This is a genomic window from Pseudomonas sp. GW821-FHT04C07 (genome assembly GCF_059420325.1).
On sequence record NZ_JBWKTM010000002.1, the window covers coordinates 625,830 to 646,996 of the forward strand.

Sequence of the window (21,167 nt, forward strand, 5' to 3'; positions counted from 1 at the left end):
CGGGAGAACCGGCGATCATCTGCCGATCGACAACACAGTTATGCCTACCAGAACTTCCATGTGTAAGTCGTGATCAGCCGGTTCTCATCGAAGTCGGCACCATAGCGCGTCTTCACCTTGATGTTGCGCCCCTCGAAACCCAGCCCTTGAAGCGGACCACTCTGAACCACATAAGACATGACGAAGTTGCGTTCGCTCTCGACGTTATCCGCAAGGTTAGCTCCACGGTTGATGTCGACGCCGCGTAGATAGCGGGTCATGAACTTGAGGCCCGGAACACCCAGCGCGGCGAAATCGTAGTCATAACGCGCTTGCCAGGAGCGCTCGCTGGCTTTGTAGAAAGCGACGGTCGACCAGTTCACCAGATAAGGCTGCGGCGCGTAGCCATTGAGTAATGGAAAGGCGTCGTCACCGAACATGCGTTGATAAGCGAGCGTGTAGGTGTTTCCTCCTTTTCTCAGCGCCGTCATAAGGCCCAGCGATCGGTTATCGAGGTCACCCGACAGCTGCTTCCCCTCCTCGCGACTGTTGTAGTAACGGACATCGTTCTTGAGGCTATAACCGTCTCTAAAATTCAAGGTGTACGCGAGCCCGAGGTAATGTTGCTGGTAGATGTCTTCCAGTTGACCGAAGTAATAGGTGGCGTTTAGCGCAGGGGTAAAGTCGTAACGTGCACCGGCGAAGTTGAGTCCGTCGCTGCTCTGGGCAGGACTGTCACCGAACAGGAAGATGTCCTCCCGATTGGACGATTCGCGCGTGGCAATCTTCCAGAACCTACCGGCGTTCAAGGTCAGTTTCGACCACTCCCGGGACTCAATGGTTGCCCCTTCAAAGGTGGTGACCAGCTGCCTGGAGTCGTCCATGTAGGCCACAGGCAAGGTTGGGCGTTGCTCGCCCACGCGGACTTCGGTGTTGGACATCCGCACTTTGGCGGTCAGGCCGGCACGACCATAGTCACGAACCGGTTCGCCCTTGCTGTTATCGAAGGGCAACACGGTGTCCGGCCCCCGCCCTCCACCGCCATCGAGCCGATAGGCAAACTGTCCGGCGGCGTCCAGGCCAAACTGGATCGGGCCATCGGTATAACCCGACTTGAATTGCAAATCGAAGCCCTGGCTCCAACTGCCGACACGAGACTTGGGGGCATTGCTCTGCTTGAAGTCCCTGTCGACGTAAAAGTTGCGCAAGCCGAGGTTGAGATGACTGTCCTCCAGGGCATCTGCCTTCACTGCGGGAGCGATTACGAAGGTCAATAAAGAGCCCAAAGTACCAAGACGAACAGAAGCTTTCATGACGCATATTCCTTTCTTATTGTTGTTCTGCAAAAACTGAAATGCAGCGCACAGCCGCTCCCCTGCAAATAGCGCAAGGCTTCGCCGGACTCACTCATGCATTTGTATAAAGGGCTGTATAAAGGGCGCAATCGCAGCGATTGCGCCGCCCCCCCCAAGCGACAGGAAAGCGCGCTAGAACGGGTATTGGACTGGATCGTTCATCAGGCTGACCCACTGACGCTCGGTAAACTCATCAAAGTTCGCCGGGCCACCGTAACGACCGCCGTAACCGGAAGCCCCCATGCCGCCAAAAGGCACCTGGAATTCGTTGTTAACAGTCTGGTCGTTCACATGCACCATGCCGCTGTGAATACGCCCTGCCCATTCATAGCCGCGCGTGGCATTGGCGGTATGAATGGCAACCGCCAATCCGTATGGCGACGCATTGACCAGCGCCAAGGCCTCCTCGATATCGTCGTACAGGACGATGGGCGCGACCGGCCCGAAAATTTCGTCCTTGAACACCGGCATTTCCGGCGTAACGTCGATCAGTACGGTTGGCCGGTAACACAGATCCTGGTATTCCCCTCCTGTGACCAACGTCGCGCCCTGGCGGATGGCGTCTTGTACCAGGCCATGTACGCGATCGCGCTGCTGGGCGTTGATCAGTGGTCCAAGTTGCACGGCCTGGGTAAAGGGATTCCCACAGGCAAGACGCTCTGCCCTTTCCCTGAGTTTCTCGGTGTAGGCCGCGGCCACTCTGCGATGGACAATGTGCCTTCCTGCCTGCATGCAGATCTGCCCTTGGTGCAGGAACGAGCCCCAGGCACCTGACGAGCTGGCCGCATTGAGGTCTGCGTCAGGGCAAACGATCAGGGCATTGTTGCCTCCCAGTTCCAGCGAACACCGCTTGAGCAGTGCGCCGCAGGTTTCGGCAATCCTGCGCCCCACAGCCGTCGAACCGGTGAAGGCAATCATCTTCACTGAAGGGTCGCTGACCAGTGCAGAACCGGTTTCTGCAAGACCGGGAAGCACCTGGAACACCCCTTGCGGCACACCCGCCAGTTCGAACAAGCGTGCCAGCAGCAGACCGCCGGTCACGCTGCTGAATTCCGAGGGTTTGAGTAGCACCGCATTACCCAGGGCGAGCGCCGGCGCAATCGAGCGCAAGGACAACAGCAACGGGAAATTCCAGGGAGAGATGACGGCAACGACCCCCATCGGCACCCGACGCCAGATATTGGTTCGCCCTGGCATGCTCGAGGGGAACACTTCGCCATTGGCTTGCATTGGCATGGCAGCGGCCATCTGCAACTGCTCGACGCAAACATTGAGCTCCCACTCGGCTTTGAAACGAGCGCCGCCACACTCACGGATATTCCATTCGATGAAGCTCTCGGCTTCCTGCTGCAGAAGTCGCGCCGCCTCTCGCAGTATCGCCGCGCGCTGATCGAAAGACGTGGCCGCCCAACCCGACTGGGCTTGCCTGGCGCGCAGCCCAGCGCGGGCAACGTCCGCCGCACCGGCAATCCCTACGGTTGCCAGACGCTCACCGGTGGCAGGCTCATTTACCTGCATTTCGTGCTCGGCCGATTGCCAGGTTCCAGGATAAAAGCGTGCTTTCCAGCATTGCTCGTCAATAAATTCGGCGATAGACGCGTATTGATTTTGAAGGTTGGCGATAGCCATATCAGACATTCTCCGTCGGGCGAGTGTGTGCCAAGGGAAGCTCAGCGGACTTCTGTGAGACCAACAGCACAGCAATTACCGCGATCACTCCAGGAAGAGCAAAGACCAGAAAATTGTGCTCGAAGGGCAAGCTCAGGCTGAACAGAAAGCCTCCCAGCAATGGCCCTGCCACAGCGCCGCAACGGCCAATTGCAGCAGCCATGCTGACGCCGGTGGAACGAACCCGGGATGGATAAAGATCGGCGGCCAGGGTATGAACTACAGAGAGGCAGCCCACGGTTGAGCCGCCTGCGATCAGCAACAAGGCATAAAGCGTGGTCGCGTCCGGCTTGATGCCCAACATCGATATGGATACGGCAGCCAAGGCGAAGAACAGCGCCAGTGTCGCTTTGCAACCCCAACGATCGGCCAGCACGCCGCTGATCAAGGTGCCGATCAGGGAACCGACGTTCATCACCACCAGAAACACAATGCTGGAGCCCAATGGATAGCCACCGCTGCTCATCAGCTTCGGCAGCCAGGTGTTCAGGCCATAGACCATCAGCATGCACATACCAAAACTCAACCACAGCATCAATGTGCTGAACCCCCGGCCATTGCCAAACAACGCCGACAGCGACGTTTTGCCAGCGCCCGCGTCAGCAGCCGACTCCAACACATAGGTCACCGCGCCAACGGGATTGTGATCCCGGTTGATCCGACGCAACATCTTGGCAACCTCCTCCTGGCGGTTACGATGCAGCAGGTAGGCCACCGACTCGGGCAGGGTCTTGTAGAGCAATGGCAGGGACAAAAACGACAGGCCCGCGACGTAGAACGGCGAATGCCAACCCAGGTGCGGGATCAGATAGATACCAGCCAGGCCGGAAAGCAGCCCACCGATGGCGAAGAAGCTGAGCATCAAGTTGATAAGGCGATTGCGGCATGAACCCGGCGACATCTCTTTGAGGATGGTCACGAGGTTGGGCACAACGCCTCCCAGCCCTGCGCCTGTGAGGAAACGGCACAAGGCGAAGCTGGTGGCGTCGGTGGCAAAGGCATTGGACAGCGCCGCCAGGCTGAACAAGGCAACGCAGAAAAGGATGATGCGACGCCTGCCGAAGCGGTCGGCCTGGGTGCCCAGGGTGACTGCACCAAACATCATCCCGACCATGGAGCTGGCGCCCAATATGCCCGCTTCACCGGGTGTCAACGCCCACGCGGTCATCAGACGTGGCAGCACCGAACCGTAGATGACCAGGTCGTAGCCATCGAACATCATGATGAATGAACACCAGAAAACCAGCAGGTAGTGGAACCGATTAAGCCTTGCAGAGTTGACGACTTCCAATGCATTAATTGAGCGCATACACGTTACTCTTATTATTGTCATGGCCATGGCAGCGGGACTTGGCAGTGCGCTGTCCGGAAGTTTTACGAAGCAGTGCAGGACTACTTCGTTTGCGTTTCCAGACGATATGGATAGAATCCGAATAGATCAAATAGATAGATTTTTCGATTAAATATAAATACAAACTATATTTGGAGTGGCCGTGATCGACCTCAATCTGGTCCGGGTCTTTGTGACGATTTTCGAAACCGGCAGCGTCAGCGCCGCCGCCGAGCGCTTGCATGTGACCCAGCCGTCTGTGAGTTACGCGTTGTCTCGCCTGCGTACATTGCTGAACGAACCGTTGTTCAAACGCAGCCGGGACGGCATGCAACCCACATTCCTGGCCACGCAGCTATATGCCAAATTCCGTTACTCACTGTCGGAGATCGAGCGGGCCATTGCCCAGACCAGCCACTTCGACCCACGGGTTTCGACTCGCGGCTTTCGCCTGGCCTTGTCCGACCTGGGCGAGGTGTTCTTTCTGCCTTACATCCTCAAGGCCTTGCAGGCGCAAGCACCCGATACCGAGCTGGAAATCATCCAGATTGACATCGACAAGCTGGGAGAGTGGCTGAGTACCGGAAAGATCGACGCGGCCATCTGTAACCGCAGCGACTCACCGCTCAATGCCAACTGTGACCTGATTTTTAGTGAGCGCTATGTGTGCCTGGTTTGTCAGGACCACCCACGCATTGGTTCGACGATGACGATGGAGCAGTACCTGGAGGAGAACCACGTGGTGGTATCCGCATTGACCGGGCACCACGTGGTGGAGGATCGTTTGCGCGAGTCAGGCTTCGAACGCAAAGTCCGATTGCGGGTGCCGCACTTCAGTGTCTTGCCGGAAGTTGTTTCCAGCAGCGACCTGCTGGTTACCCTGCCCTCACGGGTGGCGACCATGTTCGCGTCTCGCAGCCATACCCGCGTGGTGGAGCTACCCTTTAGCGTCCCGTCTATCGAAGTCAGCCTGCAATGGAATGACCATGACAGCGATATCCTTGCCCAACGTTGGTTTTGTGGGCTGTTGAAGGACACTCTGACCGGCCTCTGAGCCCAAGCGGCTGAAGCCGATCGGTTAGCCCGACAAAAATAGATATCATCTATATTTAATCGAAAAAACCATCTATTTGATCTATTCAAGACGACCTCTTACTTTTGAGGCTGACGTTTTGAGAGAGATCATCGCAATGGCATCCGTACACTCCACGACCTACGAACTGCTGCGTCGCCAAGGTATCACCACCGTCTTTGGCAACCCGGGCTCAAACGAGCTACCGTTCCTCAAGGACTTTCCAAAGGATTTCAACTACATCCTCGGTTTGCACGAGGGTGTGGTGGTCGGCATCGCCGATGGTTACGCACAGGCCAGCGGTACCCCCGGTTTCGTGAACCTGCATTCGGCCGCCGGCACCGGCAACGCCATGGGTGCGTTGAGCAATGCCTGGAACTCTCATTCCCCACTGATCATCACCGCAGGCCAGCAGACCCGCGCCATGGTTGGGGTGGAAGCGCTGTTGACCAACGTCGACGCCGCCAACCTGCCCAAGCCGCTGGTCAAATGGAGCTATGAGCCGGCCAGTGCCCAGGAAGTCCCGCACGCCATGAGTCGTGCGATCCATATGGCCTCCATGTCACCGCGCGGGCCCGTCTATTTGTCCGTGCCCTATGACGACTGGGAACGGGAAGCCGATCCACAATCTTCTCACTTGCTTGAGCGACGGGTAGTCAGTGCCGGGTTGCCGGGCGATGCCCTTCTGGCGGATCTGCTCGAGCAACTGTCGAACGCCCGCAACCCGGTGCTGGTGCTAGGGCCAGATGTCGATGCGGCAAACGCCAACAAGCATTGCGTAACATTGGCAGAACGTCTTAAAGCCCCGGTGTGGGTCGCACCGTCGGCGCCTCGCTGCCCTTTCCCGACGCGCCATCCGTGCTTTCGTGGCCTGCTGCCGGCAGGCATTGCGGCCATTGGAAAACTGCTGGAAGGTCATGACCTGGTACTGGTGCTCGGTGCACCGGTGTTTCGCTACCATCAGTACGATCCGGGTCAGTACCTGGCTCAAGGTACGCGACTGATTGCGGTTACCTGCGACCCACTGGAAGCGGCGCGGGCGCCCATGGGTGACGCCATCGTTGGCGATGTCGGCTTGATTGCCGCCGCCTTGGCCGAGCGCGTAACACCCTCCTCCCGAGCGATGCCCACAGCACTGCCACTGCCTGAGCCGGTGGAACAGCTCGCAGGCCCGCTGCGCCCGGAGGTGGTGTTCGACACGCTCGACGAAATCGCTCCGCACAATGCCATTTACCTGAACGAATCCACCTCCACTACCGCGCTGATGTGGCAACGCCTGGCCATGCGCAATCCAGGCAGCTACTACTTCGCCGCTGCCGGTGGTCTGGGGTTCGCCATGCCTGCGGCAGTGGGCGTTCAACTGGCCGAGCCCGAGCGCCGTGTCATTGCGGTGATCGGCGATGGCTCGGCCAACTACAGCATCACCGCACTATGGACCGCTGTTCAATACAACATCCCGACGATTTTCATCATCATGAACAACGGGACCTACGGCGCCTTGCGCTGGTTTGCCGGGGTTCTGGAGGTCGAGAATGTACCTGGCCTGGACGTCCCGGGCATCGACTTCTGCGCCCTGGCCAAGGGCTATGGCATGCAGTCGTTCAAAGCCCAGGACCGAGGCCAACTTGAAGATGCGCTGCATCAGGCTCTGGCGCTGCACGCCCCGGTACTGATCGAAGTCAGCACATTGGCGCCGCAGAGCTGAGGAGCATCATCCATGTGGAACAATGCTCCGTTGAACGTCGCCGCCTATCGTGAGTTGGCCCGTCGGCGCTTGCCGAAAATGGTCTTCGATTACCTTGAAGGCGGTGCCGAAGACGAACAGGGCCTGCAGCACAATCGCGAGGTGTTCCAGAACGTCCGGTTCAAGCCCCGGCGGCTGGTGGATGTCAGCCAGCGTGACCTCTCGGCCAGCCTGTTCGGCAAACGCCAATCACTACCACTGCTGATCGGCCCCACTGGCCTCAATGGCGCGTTGTGGCCCGACGGCGATCTGGCCCTGGCCCGTGCGGCAAGCCGGGCGGGCATACCTTTTGTGCTGTCTACCGCCTCCAACCTGTCCATCGAAGACCTGGCCCGGCGCTGCGATGGTGAATTGTGGTTCCAGCTCTACGTGGTCCACCGCACCCTGGCCGAACAGATGGTCGAGCGAGCGCTGGCGGCTGGCTACACGACCCTAGTGCTGACCACCGACGTGGGGGTCAACGGCTACCGCGAACGCGACCTGCGCAACCAGTTCAAGATGCCGATGAGCTACACCACGCGGGTAGTGCTCGACGGTTGCCTGCATCCGCGCTGGTCGCTTGATCTGGTGCGCCATGGCATGCCCGAACTGGCCAACTTTGTCAGTAGTGACGCGTCCAGCCTGGAGGTCCAGGCCGCTCTGATGAGTCGGCAGATGGACGCCAGTTTTGATTGGCAGGCGTTACGCTGGCTGCGCGACAAATGGCCCCACACCTTGCTGGTCAAGGGCCTGCTGGATGCCGACGATGCGGCCCGATGTATCGCTGAGGGCATCGACGGTGTGATTCTGTCCAACCACGGCGGACGTCAACTCGACACTGCCATCTCACCCTTCGAAGTGCTGGCTGAAACCGTGCGCAAGGTTAGCCGCCCGGTACTGATCGACAGCGGCTTCCGTCGCGGAGCCGATGTCGTCAAGGCGCTGGCCATGGGAGCCGACGCGGTGTTGCTGGGGCGCGCCACTCTGTATGGCCTGGCTGCGCGGGGCGAATCCGGTGTGGACGACGTGTTACGCCTGCTCAAGGCCGATATCGATCGGACCCTGGCCCAGATCGGTTGCCCTTGCGTCGAGCAGTTGTCGCCCGAATACCTCGACCTGCCGCCTGCACCAGCACAGGCCATTTTGGTACCCGCCCGGACTCATCCACTAGAACAAGCGAGAAGCTAAAGATGTGTGCCGTCAAGATCACCGGACTCAAGTCCCGAGCTGTGAATGTTCCCCTGACGTATCCCATTCATACCGCTGTCGGCACTGTCGCCACAGCCCCGTTGGTGCTATTGGATCTGACCACCGACGCTGGTGTAACCGGGCATGCCTACCTGTTCGCTTACACGCCAGTAGCACTCAAACCGCTCAAACAGATGGTCGATGACATGGCCAGTCTGATCGTCGATCAGCCCTTGGCGCCCAGTGACTTGGAACAGATGCTCAGCAAGCGCTTTTGCTTGCTGGGTTTCACTGGTCTGGTGCGAATGGCCGCCGCCGGGATCGATATGGCCGCGTGGGATGCCTTGGCCAAGACCCAGGGGATGCCGTTGGTACAGTGTCTGGGCGGCAATCTACGGGCAGTGAAAAGCTACGACAGCCACAGCCTGGACGGTGAAGCCCTGGCAACGTCACGTGCCGTTGACGCCGCCGAAGCGGGTTTTCGCGCGGTAAAGACCAAGATCGGCTATACCAGTCTGGTCGAAGATCTGCGTGTCATTCGTAGCATGCGCCGCGCCGTAGGTGACGATTTCTCCATCATGGTCGACTACAACCAGAGCCTGAGCGTGCCCGAAGCGATCCGCCGGGGCCTGGCCCTGCAACAAGAAGGCTTGGCCTGGATCGAAGAACCGACTCTGCAGTACGACTATGTCGGTCATTCACGAATCTGCGAAGCATTGGATATACCGATTCAGATCGGCGAAAACTGGTTCGGCCCCGAAGAGATGTTCAAGGCGCTGAGCGCCGGCGCCTGCGACCTGGCGATGCCGGACATCATGAAAGTCGGTGGTGTTACCGGATGGCTCCGAGCAAGTGCGTTAGCCCAGCAATTCAGCCTGCCGCTTTCCAGCCACTTGTTCCAGGAGTTCAGTGCACACATGCTGGCAGTCTCCCCCACCGCTGACTGGCTCGAACGGCTGGACATCGCAGGAGCTGTTATAGAGCCGACTCTGACCTTCAAGAACGGGCACGCCGTGATCCCAGACTTGCCAGGTGTCGGGATTGTGTGGCGCGAAACGCAGATCGATAAATTCAGTGTCTGAAGTCCCCCCTCGCAACGCTGTACCGTCAAGCAAGGAAGTGATAGCACCTATGCATGTTGCGCAATGCTTGAAATAGCACCTCCCGCCAACCCGCTTTCTCTGGATAACGGGTTGGCGGGAGGTTGCAGGTCTACTTACAACAGCTCTACTTATCGCCTTGCTTTTCTGGGCTCTCCTCGCTTCTGGTAGCATCCGTTCCCGTACCGAACGCCAACACCGAGGTCGTCGGCAACGGCTGCTGCTGGACATAATGCACACGCGTCATTGGCTCCCGGTTGACCAGCAACCGCAGCACATCAGGGCGCGAATAGTGGCCAACAGGGTCGTAGGCAGCTTTGGCCACACCGATCACCCCCAAGTCGATATCCGCATAGAGGATGCCCTCCTCTGTTTCCGCCAATGGCGTACATAGCGGTGCGCCATCCGGGCCGTAGATCATTGCGAAGCCCCCGCCTTCCAGTAGCAGCTCGGCCTTGGCAGGAGAATCAATCAGTTCGTCGAGCATTTCTTTGGACACCGTGGCACATGGCGCCAGCACAAAACACTGACCTTCCAATGCGTAGACTTGCGAGGCGGCATTATTGGCTTGGGCGCTAAGCTGAAAGGCCGCCCCCCGGTATACCGAAAAGCTAGGCCAGGCCGCGATATGCACCTGTTCGTGCTGAGCGTACATGGCGTACTTGGACAGCGGCTGGATATGCTCCGCGCAGCACAAGGCACCTAACCGACCCAAGGCAGTGTCATGCACAGCAAGGTCACTGCCGTCGCCTTCTCCGTAGACTGAGCGCTCCACGTGAGTTGGCTTGAGCTTACGCCGTGTGGCGACTACCCGCCCGCAATCGTCAATGATCGCCTGAGCCAGATACAAGGTACCGCCAGAGCGTTCTGTGAAGCCCATTACGACGTGGATCTTGTGCTGTGCCGCAGCCCTGCAGAGACGCTCGAAGGGTTCACTTCCGACCTCCAGAGCGTTGTCGAAGTTGCGCTGGACGAAGCGCATGCCACCGGCCGGTGAGTCCAGCCAGATCCACCAGGGATATCCCGGCAACCACGCTTCGGGGAAAGCCACCAGCGAGGCGCCCTCAGCCGCCGCCTGAGCAATCAGTCCAATGGCCTTGGTAACACCGGCTTCCAGGTCGAGGAACGCAGGAGCGGCCTGCACTGCGGCTACTTTGTACTGTTTCTTATGTAGGGTCATGCTTGGTCACCTTGCTTGGTCAGAAAATATGAGCCAGACGCACATTCACCCGCAGGTTTTCCTGCGGGCCATTGCTTACGTCGAGGTCTTGGCCTGCTTGGGTTTGCAGTTGTGTTTTCGGGGTAAGGAAATGCGACCAAGTCAGTAGATAGCGCCTGGTATTCAGGCTGTCGTCCAGGCTGACACCACCCAGATGATTTTCACCTCCAGTGGTGTGGAAGAAGCTGACCCCAAACTGGTCGGTGGGACTGAATACATAGCGTAAGTGCGTCTGCACTTCGAAAACCGAATCTTGACGTAGTGTGCGACCGGCAAAGTCATCATTCTTGCCGAACTCATCGTGCTCCAGGGTGATTTCACCGTACAGCGTCCGAGGAATGATTGCCTGCACGTAATTGACTTCGAATATCCCTTTCCAGCGGTTCTCGCCAATGTTCATTGAGCCTTTGTCAGCATCGTAGCTACCTAACGGCAAGCCGACATAACCGCCCAGGCTGAAGTAACGCTCGTTGACCGCATCGTTGAGGAGCCAGATATTGCTGCCGATGATCGGGTCGCCAAAATTGCTTTCCGAAGCATGGCTGCCACCACTTATTTTCAGGTGGCCGTAAGGTAGGATCACCTGCGGTGTCACCAGGAAGCCGGCTAACGAAGTCCATTTCACGTATCGAGCCAGAGCTATGTCACTATTGAGGCGAAAATCCCCCGGCGCATCATGGCCGTCTACCTTCAATGTGTTGCGCTCGGCGTGTTGGTAGTAGAGAACCCCTAGATCCGTGCCCTCGGGTAAGGGAGCCGAATCTCCAGGCTCGGTGGTAACCACCCCAGCACTGGCCCCTGCGGTATACCCAATTAATAGCGTCGCCACTGCCCGCTTGAGACCATGCGCAAGACACTCGTCTTTTAGCACCGATTCACTTCTCATATCAGCTCACTCTTATAATTGGAGAGTTGGGAACAGCCTTGCGGTTTATTGCGCGGGGCCAGCCTGGCGTCCGAGGATCGATTGCATCCTCAGGCCGATAGCCAACAGGTGACCGTCAGAGTCGGGCAGTCCGTCGATTTCCAGACCAACCGGCAGCGCGCTACGTGGGCCAAGCCCAATAGGAAGTGTCAAGCCAGGCATACGAGCATTGCTGCCGGGGTCGGCGTTGCGGATCATCCGTGCAAACGCCGCAAAGGTAGTGGCTTCAGGTTCGCTTTTGATCGCCACATCGGGGGTGGTCGGAAACACCAAGGCATCGAGACGGTTGTCCTGTACGAGCGCCTGGTACATCTGCATCAGTGCCGGAACGCCTTTGTTGATCGCCCAGTCGTAGGCCGGTGCCAGATCAACGAGATTGCCATTGGCGTCAGGAAGTTTTTGCGGGGTGATGAATCGGTGAAAAATCTCCCGTACGTCAGGGCTGGAGATCTGCCGAGCCAACGTCTCGATACTGATGCCGCTGCCGCTAATCACCAGATAGCGTTGCAGGTCTAATTTGCCCTCGTACAATGCAATCGGCATCCCTACCTTGGCATCCAGTTCGAATACCCCAGACATAGAAACAGGCACCAGTTGGAACCCCGCGGCCTCAAGCTTTTTCAGCGCTTGGTCAGCGGTGGCTGCGACATCTGGATCCAGGTCTTGCCAGAACTCGGCAGGTACACCCAGCCTTATCGCGGAGGCCTTCGGTGATACTACTGGCTTCAGCCCGGTGATGACCTGATCCAGTAAAACAACATCCTCGACGCAACGTGTCATGGGCCCAGCTGTGTCCCGTGTATGGGATATCGGCGTAATGCCTTGCTGACTGTAGCGTCCCACCGTAGGCCTGAAACCTACACAGCCATTGAGTGCACACGGTTGACGGATGGATCCGCCGGTGTCGGTGCCCAAGGCCATTGGTACCAGCCTTGCGCCCACCGCACTGGCGCTGCCTGAAGACGAACCTCCGGCAATCCGTGTCGAGTCGTAGGCATTACGTACGCCAACTACTCCTGGTTCATGAAAGGCCGTGTTGTAGCCGGATGTGCCGTAGGCCAGTTCCTGCATATTGGTCTTGCCAATGACAATCGCCCCGGCGGCTATCAGGCGGTCGACGATGGGCGCGTTGGTCTTCGGATAAAAGTCGGCCAGAGCGGGGGTTCCCGCACTATTGGCGAAGCCCTTGACCTGGATATTATCCTTGATGGCGATGGGCACACCGCCCAAGGGCAGACAGGGTTTACCCTGCTGCATGCCTTGATCGTAAACGTCTGCCTGTGCCAGCGCGGCACGTGCGTCAACCGAGATGAACGCATTCAATGCCTTACGAGTCTCGATACGCGCCAACCAGCCTTCCACCAACTGGCGACTGGTAACGGTTTTCGAGCAGATCAGCTTTGCCGTTTCAACACCGGTCAATTCATAAAAATTAGCCGGTAATACTCCTGCACTCGACACGCTGGCAGCCAACGCCAACGGTGGTCCGATACCCCATTTCAACTGTCGCATCACTCGTATCCTGTCCAGTTATCGGGCCCCAATGCCCTGCCACTAAACTAACGAGCGTGCCGTTCGGCCGCTTCCTCATTAATGAGGAGGAGGTACTAGAAATGTCGAGCCAGTTGAGTGCGATTCGCGCAGTCGAGCTTGCACATGGCATTGCTCAAATGGGTTCGAACAGTGGTGAAGGCGATGCCCAATTGCCGAGCGACTTCCTTGTCGCTTGCACCGTTTGCGACCAGTCGCGCGACATCTGCCTCGCGTCCCGAAAGCCCTTGCGCATGTTGAATAGACGGTGACAGCGAACGCACGAAATAAGGTGAAAGACTATTGAGGATGCGCTCTTCCCGAAGTGTGAAGGATTGCCCTCCAGCACCTCGCCAAATGCGCAGATCGCCCACATCAACGCCCCCGTCGAAAAAGTAGATGTTGATGCCATGGTACATGCCTGCCGGCTTCAGAAAATCGACGTAGAACTCACTGCCCAGCAGCTGAGGACGAGCGATCACATTGTCCACGTTGGTAGCCGACACGCAGGCACGCAAGGCCGGAGTGACATGATCAATCTGACAGAAGTGCTGATCGTAGCTGTTCAGCATCGCATCACTGATATTGACCGCAACTCTCTGGGTCGATTTCTTGCGCTGATCATCCCAGACAAATGAGGCCGCATAGTCAGCGTCGACCAGCTCGGTCACCAGTTTAAGAACCTCTGCTCGTGCCTCAGCCTTGCCGCGATATTCAGAGAGCCGCCAGATGATTTCGGCGACGCACTCCACTTGCAGCTTGCTCAAATCTGTCGTAACCATTGTGATGAACTCTCCCCGACCGCTTGCACCAACGAAACAGCATGTGCACAGCAAGAATCAGACCCTTGCGCAGGTTACACAGATCAACGCTTCAGAGTATTCGAAGGTAGCGAGCTTTCCCTCAAGGACAAAACGTTGAGGACACAGGTCCAAACTGGAAAACTTGCGAAGGTTCAACCGCGCTTTCGATGCGCATGCTCAGGGTAAACTAATGGAGTGGCTACCGATGTGCTCATTGATAAGTGAGATACTGCATACGGGCCCACATTCTCGGAGACTTGGCTGTGCTGACTCAACAGGTGCGTGTTCATGTCCGGATTACTCTGATTATTGTTATGGACCATTAATCGTGCTCATCAAAAAACAGAGCGAAGGGAATGACTCGATTTTATGGTTAAAAGAACGATATTAGCAGTGTCGTTACAGCGCAAATAGATAGTTTGACGAATGCATATAGCCCGTCTTTATAATCATCTCGATAGCCAAAAGCTCTGTAAAACTCTGAAAGCACCCTTTGCAATAGCTGGCGCTCACTAACACTCGCCAAATCATACCTTTTAGGTATCGTACAGCACCAAAATGATATTAGACGCTGACAAGCGCCACACTTAGTCTCTGACTAGGCAGGCTCCGCCTGCGCACAAAAATTATAAAAATGCCTTAGTGATCGGAGCAGCCATGAGCACTCATTACTCCATTCCCGAGTTGATCGATAGCACTCGATTCAGCGCTTTTCAGTGGCGAGTTTTTGGCCTCTGTTTTTTCGTAGCCATTTTAGACGGATTCGACACTCAAGCGATTGCATTCACCGGCCCCTCGATCATTCAGGCATTCGGACTTGGAGCAGGGGCTTTGGCGCCTATTCTGACAGCAGGAGTTGTCGGTATGGTGCTGGGGGCAATGGTACTGGGCTTGATGGGCGACAAATTCGGTCGACGACCGACGATTATCGGGTCAGTAGCATTATTTGCTGTCGCGTCCCTAGCGACTGCATTTGCACAGACTACGGACCAGATTCTGGTCTTGCGATTTATCGCAGGGCTTGGAATGGGCGGCGCAACACCCGTAGTACTATCGCTCGCGGCCGAGTACGGCTGCGCTAAACATCGTGGCACGATCATGACCACGGTTTTACTTGGTTTGCCCGCAGGAGCCATTCTGGGAGGGTTGTTAGCGGCCAAAATGCTGCCGTCTATTGGCTGGCAAGGCATCTTTGCAGTCGGCGGCATCGTACCGCTGGTGCTGTTGGCTGTATTGATATTTGCACTGCCAGAGTCGTTGTATTTTTTAACGAGACACCGGGCGAATATCAGTCGTAAAAAGATTGAGAAAATTGTCGCTAAAATCACCAAAAACCAAATCTCCCCAGGCAGTACCTATAGTGTCCCAGAGATGGATTTAAAAACTAGAGTGACCTCCTTGTTCTCTGGCGGGCTAGCGCGTAATACCTTTGGAATATGGATTATCTACCTTTTTAACTGGATTGCATGGTTCATGTTTCTGTCCTGGTTACCCACCGTTTTCAAAGCCACCGGACTACCAGCAGAGCAGGCGCCAATGGGCACTGTTGCGGTCAACGCGGTGTTTGTTGTTTGTGCTATTCCCCTCTCGATCATCTTGCCGAAAGTTAACACTCGGCTGTTGCTGCTGGTCTTGTTTCTTTTTGGTATTGCTCTGTGCCTGGGCCTGGCTAACAGTGGTAACAACTGGACATTGGTTTTCATCCTCGCCGGCTTAGCAGGCTTAGGTATTGGTGGTCAGCAAATCGTATTGAACTACATGGTTTCCCAGGCGTATCCCACTGCATTGCGTGCAACTGCAAAAGGCTGGGCGATTGCACTGGGTCGAGTAGGGGCCATTATTGGATCAGCAAGCGGCGGTTGGTTTCTCGAACACGGTGGTCCCGCGGGCTATTACTCAGCGCTGATTGTGCCATTGGCAATTGCGGCGACAGGGCTCATGATCGTTCGCGCCCAACCAGATGCGGTAGAAGGTCAGTCACTCGCAGCGCATTGAACACTGTAACCGGCAACGGCTGCTGAAAATAATGCACACATGTCATTGGCTCGTGGTTGACCAGGGTCGTAGGCAGATTATCGTCTGCAGGTGCGAGACAATGGCCCAGGTATCGACCGGCCAATCCGAGTCCATTTGTTTGAGCCATTCTTAACCAATAAGCACGGCTAAGCTGGCCTCCTGATGCTTTACGACAACCTTGCTACCGCTGCTGGCGGTAGCCTAGCGAGGAGCGGCACCCAATAGAAACATTTCTACCGCTCGACCGACCAGCTCTTGAATCTGCCCAACTTCCAAAGGCTCTGAACTGGGTTGATAAAGCCTTACCTGTACCTCAGCTGTTAACAATGCCAGGAATTGTGCGGCTTTAACCTGAGGGTCTGCCTGGCGTAGCTCACCACGGGCCATGGCGTCGCGCATCCAGCTCGACAATACCGCATTACAATCGCTTGGCCCGGCCTCGTAGAACAGCATGCCGATATTGGAGCGCCCTGCCTCGGCCATGACCATCCGGTAAACCGCCAGTGCGCTGCTCTCGTTGGTCAACACGAATAACATGCGCTCGCCAAAGCGCGTCAGCGCCTGCTCGAGCGTGACGTTATCCCGGTCATGGGCGGACAGTTGCGCCACCGCCTCTGATAAATGCACGGTCGCAACCGAACGAACGACTTCTACAAACAACTCTTCCTTGGAAGGGAAATAGCCATACAGCGTGGCTTTTGAACCACCCAACCTTTTGGTCAATTCGTTCATCGACGCACGCTCGTAGCCCACCTCCTGAAACAGAACCGCCGCGGCTTCAACGATTGCTTCGCGGCGCGCCTGCGTCCTTACCTTCATCACAACTCTCGCTCTGTAAGTGAACCGACGTGTACATTTTTGCTTGACAGGCATTTGCGTGCCGCGCAAGAATTAAAAGCGTACCGACTGGTTCAGTTTTGATTTAAAAAACCACTGTACTGCGCAGGCCTTTCAAAAACAAGGAAAGGCTGGGTCGCAACCGGCACCTGTGAATGCCAAAACCGCTTTATCTCACCTGATCACGCTTCTTCAAACAGGGTTCTGACATGTACAAAATGCTCAAGGCTTCTCGACTGGCAATGCTGACGGTCACCCTGGCCATGGCCGGATGTGCCGGGACATCGCCGTCTTTGTATTCGGACATCGATTCCTCGGCACGCCTGGCGCCGAACACCGATGATGACTCCGACCGCGTGCCTTATATCTATAAGGCTAACGTGGACTGGAGCAAATACTCCGCGGTCATTCTCGAGCCGATCACGGTCTATCAAGCGCCGGACAATCAATTCGGCAACCTTACTCAAGCAGACAAACAAACCCTCACTCAGTACATGCACCGCCAGTTCAGCGAACGCTTGCAAGAGCGCTTCAAGTTAACGCGGGTAGCGGCGCCCAATGCCCTGCGAGTCAAACTGACCTTGACCGGTGCGCAAACTACTACGCCCTTTTTCGGCACATTCACGCGATTCGATCTGGCAGGCGGCCCTTACAACATCGTGCAATCCATTCGCGGGAAAGAGGGTTCGTTTACCGGCTCGGTCAGTTATGCGGTGGAGATTTACGACTCGTCCAACAACCGCCTGCTTAACGCTTACGTGACCAAGCAATACCCGAACTCGCTGAACATCAGCGCGACTCGGGGATCGCTGAGCGCCGCACAAACGGGGATCGATAAAGGCGCGGACGCGCTCGTCGCCCAGTTCGAATAACACCGCCCATGAAAACGTACCCGTACCTGATCGCCTGCGAGCATTGCGACACGGTGTATCAACGCTTCGCCGTGACTTCAGGAGAAGTGGCGCGATGCCGGCGATGCTCGGCCGTCTTGTATCGTGGGGGCCTACTGGACATCGACCGATGGCTGGCGTTGACCGTCGCAGCGGCCATCGCCTTCGTGATCACCAACGCGTGCCCGGTCATCCGCATCAGTTTCCATGGTCTGCACAACGAAGCGACACTTTGGGACGCGGCTGCCGCGCTCGCGCACAGCTCGGCGTCCCCCATCGCGGCGTTGGCCGCGTTTTCGATCATCGTCGCACCACTGCTGCAGATCGCCCTGTTGGGCTGGGTGCTGGGGTTCGCCCGGGCCGGGCGAAGGGCGCCCGGTTTCTCTCAGGTCATGAGGCTGCTCATCCATTTGCGCCCCTGGTGCATGATTGAAGTCTGCATGCTCGGCACCTTGGTCGCGGTGATCAAACTCTCAAGCTTTCTGCAGGTGCTGCCGGGTGCGGGTATCTGGGGCATGGCCGTGTTGATGGCGCTGCTCGCGTTGATCGCCAACCGGGACATGCGATGGCTGTGGGAGCTGAGCGCGCAGCTACATGGCAATGAGGTGAGAGCTTGAAATACTCACCGCGTGCCGCGCATCTGGGCGTCGTCGCCTGCCATCTGTGTGGGCTGGTCTGTGAGAGCGTCCCCGATCAAGGCGAGCCCGCTCGATGCCCGCGCTGCCGCTCAAGGCTTCATCGACGACGCCCGGACAGCATTGCGCGAGGCTGGGCCTTTCTGTTGGCGGGCCTCATTGCCTATATTCCCGCCAATGTTCTGCCGGTGATGTACTCCAGCCTGTTCGGTCATGGCAGCGAGAGCACCATCCTGCACGGGGTTATCGAGTTCTGGGAATCGGGCTCTTACGGCATCGCATTGGTTATTTTCATCGCCAGCGTGGTGGTGCCCTGCACCAAGTTTCTGGTACTCGGCACTTTGCTGTTCACCGCACAGCAGCGCAGTCTCCGGGCAATGCGTGAGCGCGTCCGTCTCTACCGCCTGGTCGAGTTGATCGGTTACTGGTCGATGCTCGACGTGTTGGTGGTCGCCGTCGTTGCCGCACTCGTCCAGTTTCAGGCGCTAAGTACCATCGAACCTCGCATAGGCATTTTCTTCTTTGGCCTGATGGTGATCCTCACCATGCTCTCGGCCATGAGTTTCGACCCACGTCTGATCTGGGATGGTGAACAAGCCGATGCGTCACATGCCTGACAACGCCCATGATTTGCCACACCCTCCGATGGTGAGCAGGCGTCGTGGAATATCCCTCGTCTGGCTGGTGCCTCTGGTCGCCGCACTGATCGGGCTTTCGATGTTGATGCGTGCCTGGCTGTCGGCCGGCCCGCAAATCACCCTGACCTTTCAAACAGCCACGGGCTTGGAAGCCGGCAAGACACCGGTCAAATACAAAGACGTTACGGTCGGCAGCGTCTCCTCTATCACCTTGAGCGATGATCGCTCCCATGTACTGGTCACCGCCTCCTTGGTCGAAAGCGCCGAAAGCCTCGCACGCGAGGACACGCGTTTCTGGGTCGTGCGGCCACGTATTGGCGCCCGCGGTATCTCCGGTGTGGATACGTTACTGTCCGGCGCTTACATCGGTATGGACACCGGGATATCCTCAAAACCTGCCAGCACGTTTACCGGCCTGGAATCACCACCCACCCTCATCACGGGCATGCCGGGCAAGGTCTTTACCATTCGCACTGCTGCGCTTAAATCACTGGATATTGATTCGCCTGTCTACTACAGAGATATCAAGGTCGGGCGGGTGGTGTCGTACCAGCTGGACAGCGACGGCAAGGGCGTGAGCCTGCAAGTCTTCATCGACGAGCCCTACGATCGCTTTGTGACCACGGATACGCGCTTCTGGAATGCCAGTGGCGTGGACCTTTCACTCGGCGCCGAAGGGCTGAAAGTCAAAACCCAATCTATGGCTGCCATCGTGGCGGGCGGTATTGCTTTCTCAGCACCCGATTACAGTCGCGCCGAACCCGCCACGGCCAAAGCGCAATTTACACTGGCGCAAGATCAGCAAAGTGCCATGGTGCAACCGGATGGCCCGGCCCATTACATCCAGCTTCGTTTTGACCAGTCACTGCGTGGCTTGACTGTCGGCGCACCGGTGGAGTTCTCATCCGTCACTGTCGGCCGAGTCGTCTCGATGAACCTCGACTACGATCCCTCCCGGCAGCGCTTTCCGACGATCGTCGGCATAGAGGTTTATCAACAGCGATTGGGACGAGTGCAGGAGAAGCTTCCCAAACCCGAAGGCGACCGAGAGCAACAGGCGGCTACATTTTTGCGCGGTATGGTCGAACAGGGTTTGCGCGCGCAAGTACGCTCGAGCAACCTGCTGACAGGTCAGCTCTATGTAGCACTCGACTATGTGCCAAACGCGCCGCGGGTTACGTTCGATACCCGCGCGCGCCCGCTCAACATTCCAACCATCCCCAGCAGTTTCGACCACCTGCAAGAACAACTGGCCAGCATCATCGGCAAGGTCGACAAACTCCCGCTCGACTCCATCGCCCGGCATCTGGACGCGACTCTGGTTGGCCTGGACAAGACCCTGCACCAGGTCAATGAGCACGTGCTGCCGGAGACGACTCAGACATTGCAGCAGACTCACAAAACCCTGGGCGCGATGCAGAGTTTGATGGATGGGGACGCGCCGATACCACAAGCACTGGGCCAGACACTGCAAGAGGTGAAACGCGCCGCGCTTTCTTTTCGCGTGCTGACCGACCTGCTGGGCCGCCATCCGGAATCCTTGCTGCGCGGCCGGCCAGATGATCAACCAACCCCTCGCCCCCTCCCGGTTTCCCAGGAATTGTCACAATGAGCATTGCAGCCCGTTTTGGCTTTATTGCCCTGATCGTCGGGCTGACCGGGTGCGCCTCAACGCCCATCCATTATCACACTCTCGTTTCACCATCCTCCGTGACTTCGACCCACCTTCCCCCCGTTCCCTTCCTGATCGATGTCATGGCAGTGGGCGTACCGGTTCAGATCGACCAGCCGCAGTGGGTGGTGCGCCTCGGCGCAAACAATGTCGGCGTGCTTGAAGGCGAACGCTGGGGCGCGCCGCTGAGTGACGAGCTGCACAGCGCACTCTCCGCCGAGCTAACACAACGCCTCAATACCCAGGATATTTCCGGGCTGACAGCGTCGTCGGATAAACCGGTGCTTAGAATAAAGGTACAGGTTCGACGCTTCGATAACTGGCCCGGTCGCCAAGTCGAGCTACAGGCGAATTGGAGTTTGAGTTTTGCCGGTGACACGCCCTCTGCCCGCTTGCTGTGCCAAGGCCGGTTCAGGGAAGACGCACTCGACGGTTATCCGCAACTGGCCACCGCACAACAACGCATAGCGGCCGCGCTGGGCAAAAAGATCGCCGAGGATGCGCGTGCGTGGTCACTGCCGCGAAGCACAGCTTGCGCGCATTAGCTCCATCGTGGGTGCGTCATGAGGAGGGCGTGCAATAGGCCC

General features: G+C 57.4%; 18 protein-coding genes and 1 pseudogene. 11 read left to right on the forward strand and 8 right to left on the reverse strand.

What is annotated here, in order from left to right; translation table 11 throughout:
* Positions 1–44 precede the first annotated feature (44 nt).
* The 3 genes from AC07UI_RS06445 to AC07UI_RS06455 all read right to left on the reverse strand — a co-directional run bounded on the left by AC07UI_RS06445 (position 45) and on the right by AC07UI_RS06455 (position 4,311).
* Entirely contained in the window at positions 45–1,292 is a 1,248-nt protein-coding gene (locus tag AC07UI_RS06445; RefSeq protein ID WP_494991673.1) for an OprD family porin, read from the reverse strand.
* Positions 1,293–1,466: 174 nt separating this feature from the next.
* Entirely contained in the window at positions 1,467–2,963 is a 1,497-nt protein-coding gene (locus AC07UI_RS06450; protein WP_494991674.1) for a benzaldehyde dehydrogenase, read from the reverse strand.
* Position 2,964: 1 nt separating this feature from the next.
* Positions 2,965–4,311: an MFS transporter gene (locus AC07UI_RS06455; RefSeq protein WP_494991675.1), complete on the reverse strand. Its 1,347-nt coding sequence runs from the start codon at positions 4,309–4,311 to the stop codon at positions 2,965–2,967.
* A gap of 184 nt (positions 4,312–4,495) precedes the next feature.
* Here AC07UI_RS06455 and AC07UI_RS06460 point away from each other — a divergent pair, with 184 nt between their 5' ends.
* The 4 genes from AC07UI_RS06460 (at position 4,496) to AC07UI_RS06475 (ending at position 9,397) form a co-directional block, all read left to right on the forward strand.
* Positions 4,496–5,386, forward strand: coding sequence for a LysR family transcriptional regulator (locus AC07UI_RS06460; RefSeq protein WP_494991676.1), 891 nt, complete (start codon positions 4,496–4,498; stop codon positions 5,384–5,386).
* A gap of 136 nt (positions 5,387–5,522) precedes the next feature.
* A complete protein-coding gene (gene mdlC / locus AC07UI_RS06465; protein WP_494991677.1) occupies positions 5,523–7,109 on the forward strand; it encodes a benzoylformate decarboxylase in 1,587 nt (528 codons plus the stop codon).
* 12 nt (positions 7,110–7,121) lie between these two features.
* Positions 7,122–8,315, forward strand: coding sequence for an alpha-hydroxy-acid oxidizing protein (locus tag AC07UI_RS06470; protein WP_494991678.1), 1,194 nt, complete (start codon positions 7,122–7,124; stop codon positions 8,313–8,315).
* Between the two features lie 2 nt (positions 8,316–8,317).
* A complete protein-coding gene (locus AC07UI_RS06475) occupies positions 8,318–9,397 on the forward strand; it encodes an enolase C-terminal domain-like protein (RefSeq protein WP_494991679.1) in 1,080 nt (359 codons plus the stop codon).
* Positions 9,398–9,542: 145 nt separating this feature from the next.
* Here AC07UI_RS06475 and AC07UI_RS06480 read toward each other — a convergent pair whose 3' ends face one another.
* The 4 genes from AC07UI_RS06480 to AC07UI_RS06495 all read right to left on the reverse strand — a co-directional run bounded on the left by AC07UI_RS06480 (position 9,543) and on the right by AC07UI_RS06495 (position 13,856).
* Complete coding sequence (locus AC07UI_RS06480; RefSeq protein ID WP_494991680.1) at positions 9,543–10,595, reverse strand: carbon-nitrogen hydrolase family protein; 1,053 nt, start codon at positions 10,593–10,595, stop codon at positions 9,543–9,545.
* Positions 10,596–10,614: 19 nt separating this feature from the next.
* Positions 10,615–11,520 carry a transporter gene (locus tag AC07UI_RS06485; RefSeq protein WP_494991681.1) on the reverse strand — a complete coding sequence of 302 codons (906 nt, stop codon included), beginning with the start codon at positions 11,518–11,520 and terminating at the stop codon, positions 10,615–10,617.
* A 45-nt stretch (positions 11,521–11,565) separates the two neighbouring features.
* Positions 11,566–13,071 carry an indoleacetamide hydrolase gene (iaaH, locus tag AC07UI_RS06490; protein WP_494991682.1) on the reverse strand — a complete coding sequence of 502 codons (1,506 nt, stop codon included), beginning with the start codon at positions 13,069–13,071 and terminating at the stop codon, positions 11,566–11,568.
* 95 nt (positions 13,072–13,166) lie between these two features.
* On the reverse strand, positions 13,167–13,856 hold the full coding sequence (locus AC07UI_RS06495; RefSeq protein WP_494991683.1) for a helix-turn-helix domain-containing protein: 690 nt from the start codon (positions 13,854–13,856) through the stop codon (positions 13,167–13,169).
* 693 nt (positions 13,857–14,549) lie between these two features.
* On the opposite strand from AC07UI_RS06495, the gene AC07UI_RS06500 reads away from it, so the two are divergent.
* Both AC07UI_RS06500 and AC07UI_RS06505 read left to right on the forward strand, forming a co-directional pair.
* Positions 14,550–15,887, forward strand: a complete 1,338-nt coding sequence (locus tag AC07UI_RS06500; RefSeq protein ID WP_494991684.1) for an MFS transporter — start codon at positions 14,550–14,552, stop codon at positions 15,885–15,887.
* A 78-nt stretch (positions 15,888–15,965) separates the two neighbouring features.
* Positions 15,966–16,055 (forward strand): annotated as a pseudogene (locus AC07UI_RS06505) (hypothetical protein); the annotation flags it as partial.
* A gap of 54 nt (positions 16,056–16,109) precedes the next feature.
* On the opposite strand, the gene AC07UI_RS06510 reads toward AC07UI_RS06505, so the two are convergent.
* The gene (locus AC07UI_RS06510) at positions 16,110–16,727 is read right to left on the reverse strand and encodes a TetR/AcrR family transcriptional regulator (protein ID WP_494991737.1); all 618 of its coding nucleotides are present in this window, start codon (positions 16,725–16,727) and stop codon (positions 16,110–16,112) included.
* A 227-nt stretch (positions 16,728–16,954) separates the two neighbouring features.
* Between AC07UI_RS06510 and AC07UI_RS06515 the strand changes: the two genes are divergently transcribed.
* From AC07UI_RS06515 to AC07UI_RS06535, 5 genes are read left to right on the forward strand one after another with little or no spacing between them, the layout of a single operon-like run.
* Complete coding sequence (locus AC07UI_RS06515) at positions 16,955–17,617, forward strand: DUF3313 domain-containing protein (RefSeq protein ID WP_494991685.1); 663 nt, start codon at positions 16,955–16,957, stop codon at positions 17,615–17,617.
* Positions 17,618–17,625: 8 nt separating this feature from the next.
* Positions 17,626–18,252: a paraquat-inducible protein A gene (locus AC07UI_RS06520; protein ID WP_494991686.1), complete on the forward strand. Its 627-nt coding sequence runs from the start codon at positions 17,626–17,628 to the stop codon at positions 18,250–18,252.
* Positions 18,249–18,887 (forward strand): paraquat-inducible protein A, encoded by a 639-nt coding sequence (locus tag AC07UI_RS06525; RefSeq protein WP_494991687.1) that lies wholly within the window; start codon positions 18,249–18,251, stop codon positions 18,885–18,887. Before AC07UI_RS06520 ends, AC07UI_RS06525 begins: the two co-directional genes overlap by 4 nt.
* Positions 18,880–20,520: a PqiB family protein gene (locus tag AC07UI_RS06530; protein ID WP_494991688.1), complete on the forward strand. Its 1,641-nt coding sequence runs from the start codon at positions 18,880–18,882 to the stop codon at positions 20,518–20,520. The genes AC07UI_RS06525 and AC07UI_RS06530 overlap by 8 nt, the downstream gene beginning before the upstream one ends.
* The gene (locus AC07UI_RS06535; protein ID WP_494991689.1) at positions 20,517–21,125 is read left to right on the forward strand and encodes a PqiC family protein; all 609 of its coding nucleotides are present in this window, start codon (positions 20,517–20,519) and stop codon (positions 21,123–21,125) included. Before AC07UI_RS06530 ends, AC07UI_RS06535 begins: the two co-directional genes overlap by 4 nt.
* Positions 21,126–21,167: the final 42 nt, after the last annotated feature.

Excerpts from the sequence above, each read along its gene's own strand:
- AC07UI_RS06485 (WP_494991681.1), bottom strand. The coding sequence starts at position 11,520 with ATGAGAAGTGAATCGGTGCTAAAAGACGAGTGTCTTGCGCATGGTCTC.
- AC07UI_RS06455 (WP_494991675.1), bottom strand. The coding sequence starts at position 4,311 with ATGCGCTCAATTAATGCATTGGAAGTCGTCAACTCTGCAAGGCTTAAT.
- mdlC (WP_494991677.1), top strand. The coding sequence starts at position 5,523 with ATGGCATCCGTACACTCCACGACCTACGAACTGCTGCGTCGCCAAGGT.
- AC07UI_RS06445 (WP_494991673.1), bottom strand. The coding sequence starts at position 1,292 with ATGAAAGCTTCTGTTCGTCTTGGTACTTTGGGCTCTTTATTGACCTTC.
- AC07UI_RS06480 (WP_494991680.1), bottom strand. The coding sequence starts at position 10,595 with ATGACCCTACATAAGAAACAGTACAAAGTAGCCGCAGTGCAGGCCGCT.
- AC07UI_RS06510 (WP_494991737.1), bottom strand. The coding sequence starts at position 16,727 with ATGAAGGTAAGGACGCAGGCGCGCCGCGAAGCAATCGTTGAAGCCGCG.
- AC07UI_RS06470 (WP_494991678.1), top strand. The coding sequence starts at position 7,122 with ATGTGGAACAATGCTCCGTTGAACGTCGCCGCCTATCGTGAGTTGGCC.
- AC07UI_RS06475 (WP_494991679.1), top strand. The coding sequence starts at position 8,318 with ATGTGTGCCGTCAAGATCACCGGACTCAAGTCCCGAGCTGTGAATGTT.
- AC07UI_RS06500 (WP_494991684.1), top strand. The coding sequence starts at position 14,550 with ATGAGCACTCATTACTCCATTCCCGAGTTGATCGATAGCACTCGATTC.
- iaaH (WP_494991682.1), bottom strand. The coding sequence starts at position 13,071 with ATGCGACAGTTGAAATGGGGTATCGGACCACCGTTGGCGTTGGCTGCC.
- AC07UI_RS06450 (WP_494991674.1), bottom strand. The coding sequence starts at position 2,963 with ATGGCTATCGCCAACCTTCAAAATCAATACGCGTCTATCGCCGAATTT.
- AC07UI_RS06515 (WP_494991685.1), top strand. The coding sequence starts at position 16,955 with ATGTACAAAATGCTCAAGGCTTCTCGACTGGCAATGCTGACGGTCACC.
- AC07UI_RS06530 (WP_494991688.1), top strand. The coding sequence starts at position 18,880 with ATGCCTGACAACGCCCATGATTTGCCACACCCTCCGATGGTGAGCAGG.
- AC07UI_RS06520 (WP_494991686.1), top strand. The coding sequence starts at position 17,626 with ATGAAAACGTACCCGTACCTGATCGCCTGCGAGCATTGCGACACGGTG.
- AC07UI_RS06535 (WP_494991689.1), top strand. The coding sequence starts at position 20,517 with ATGAGCATTGCAGCCCGTTTTGGCTTTATTGCCCTGATCGTCGGGCTG.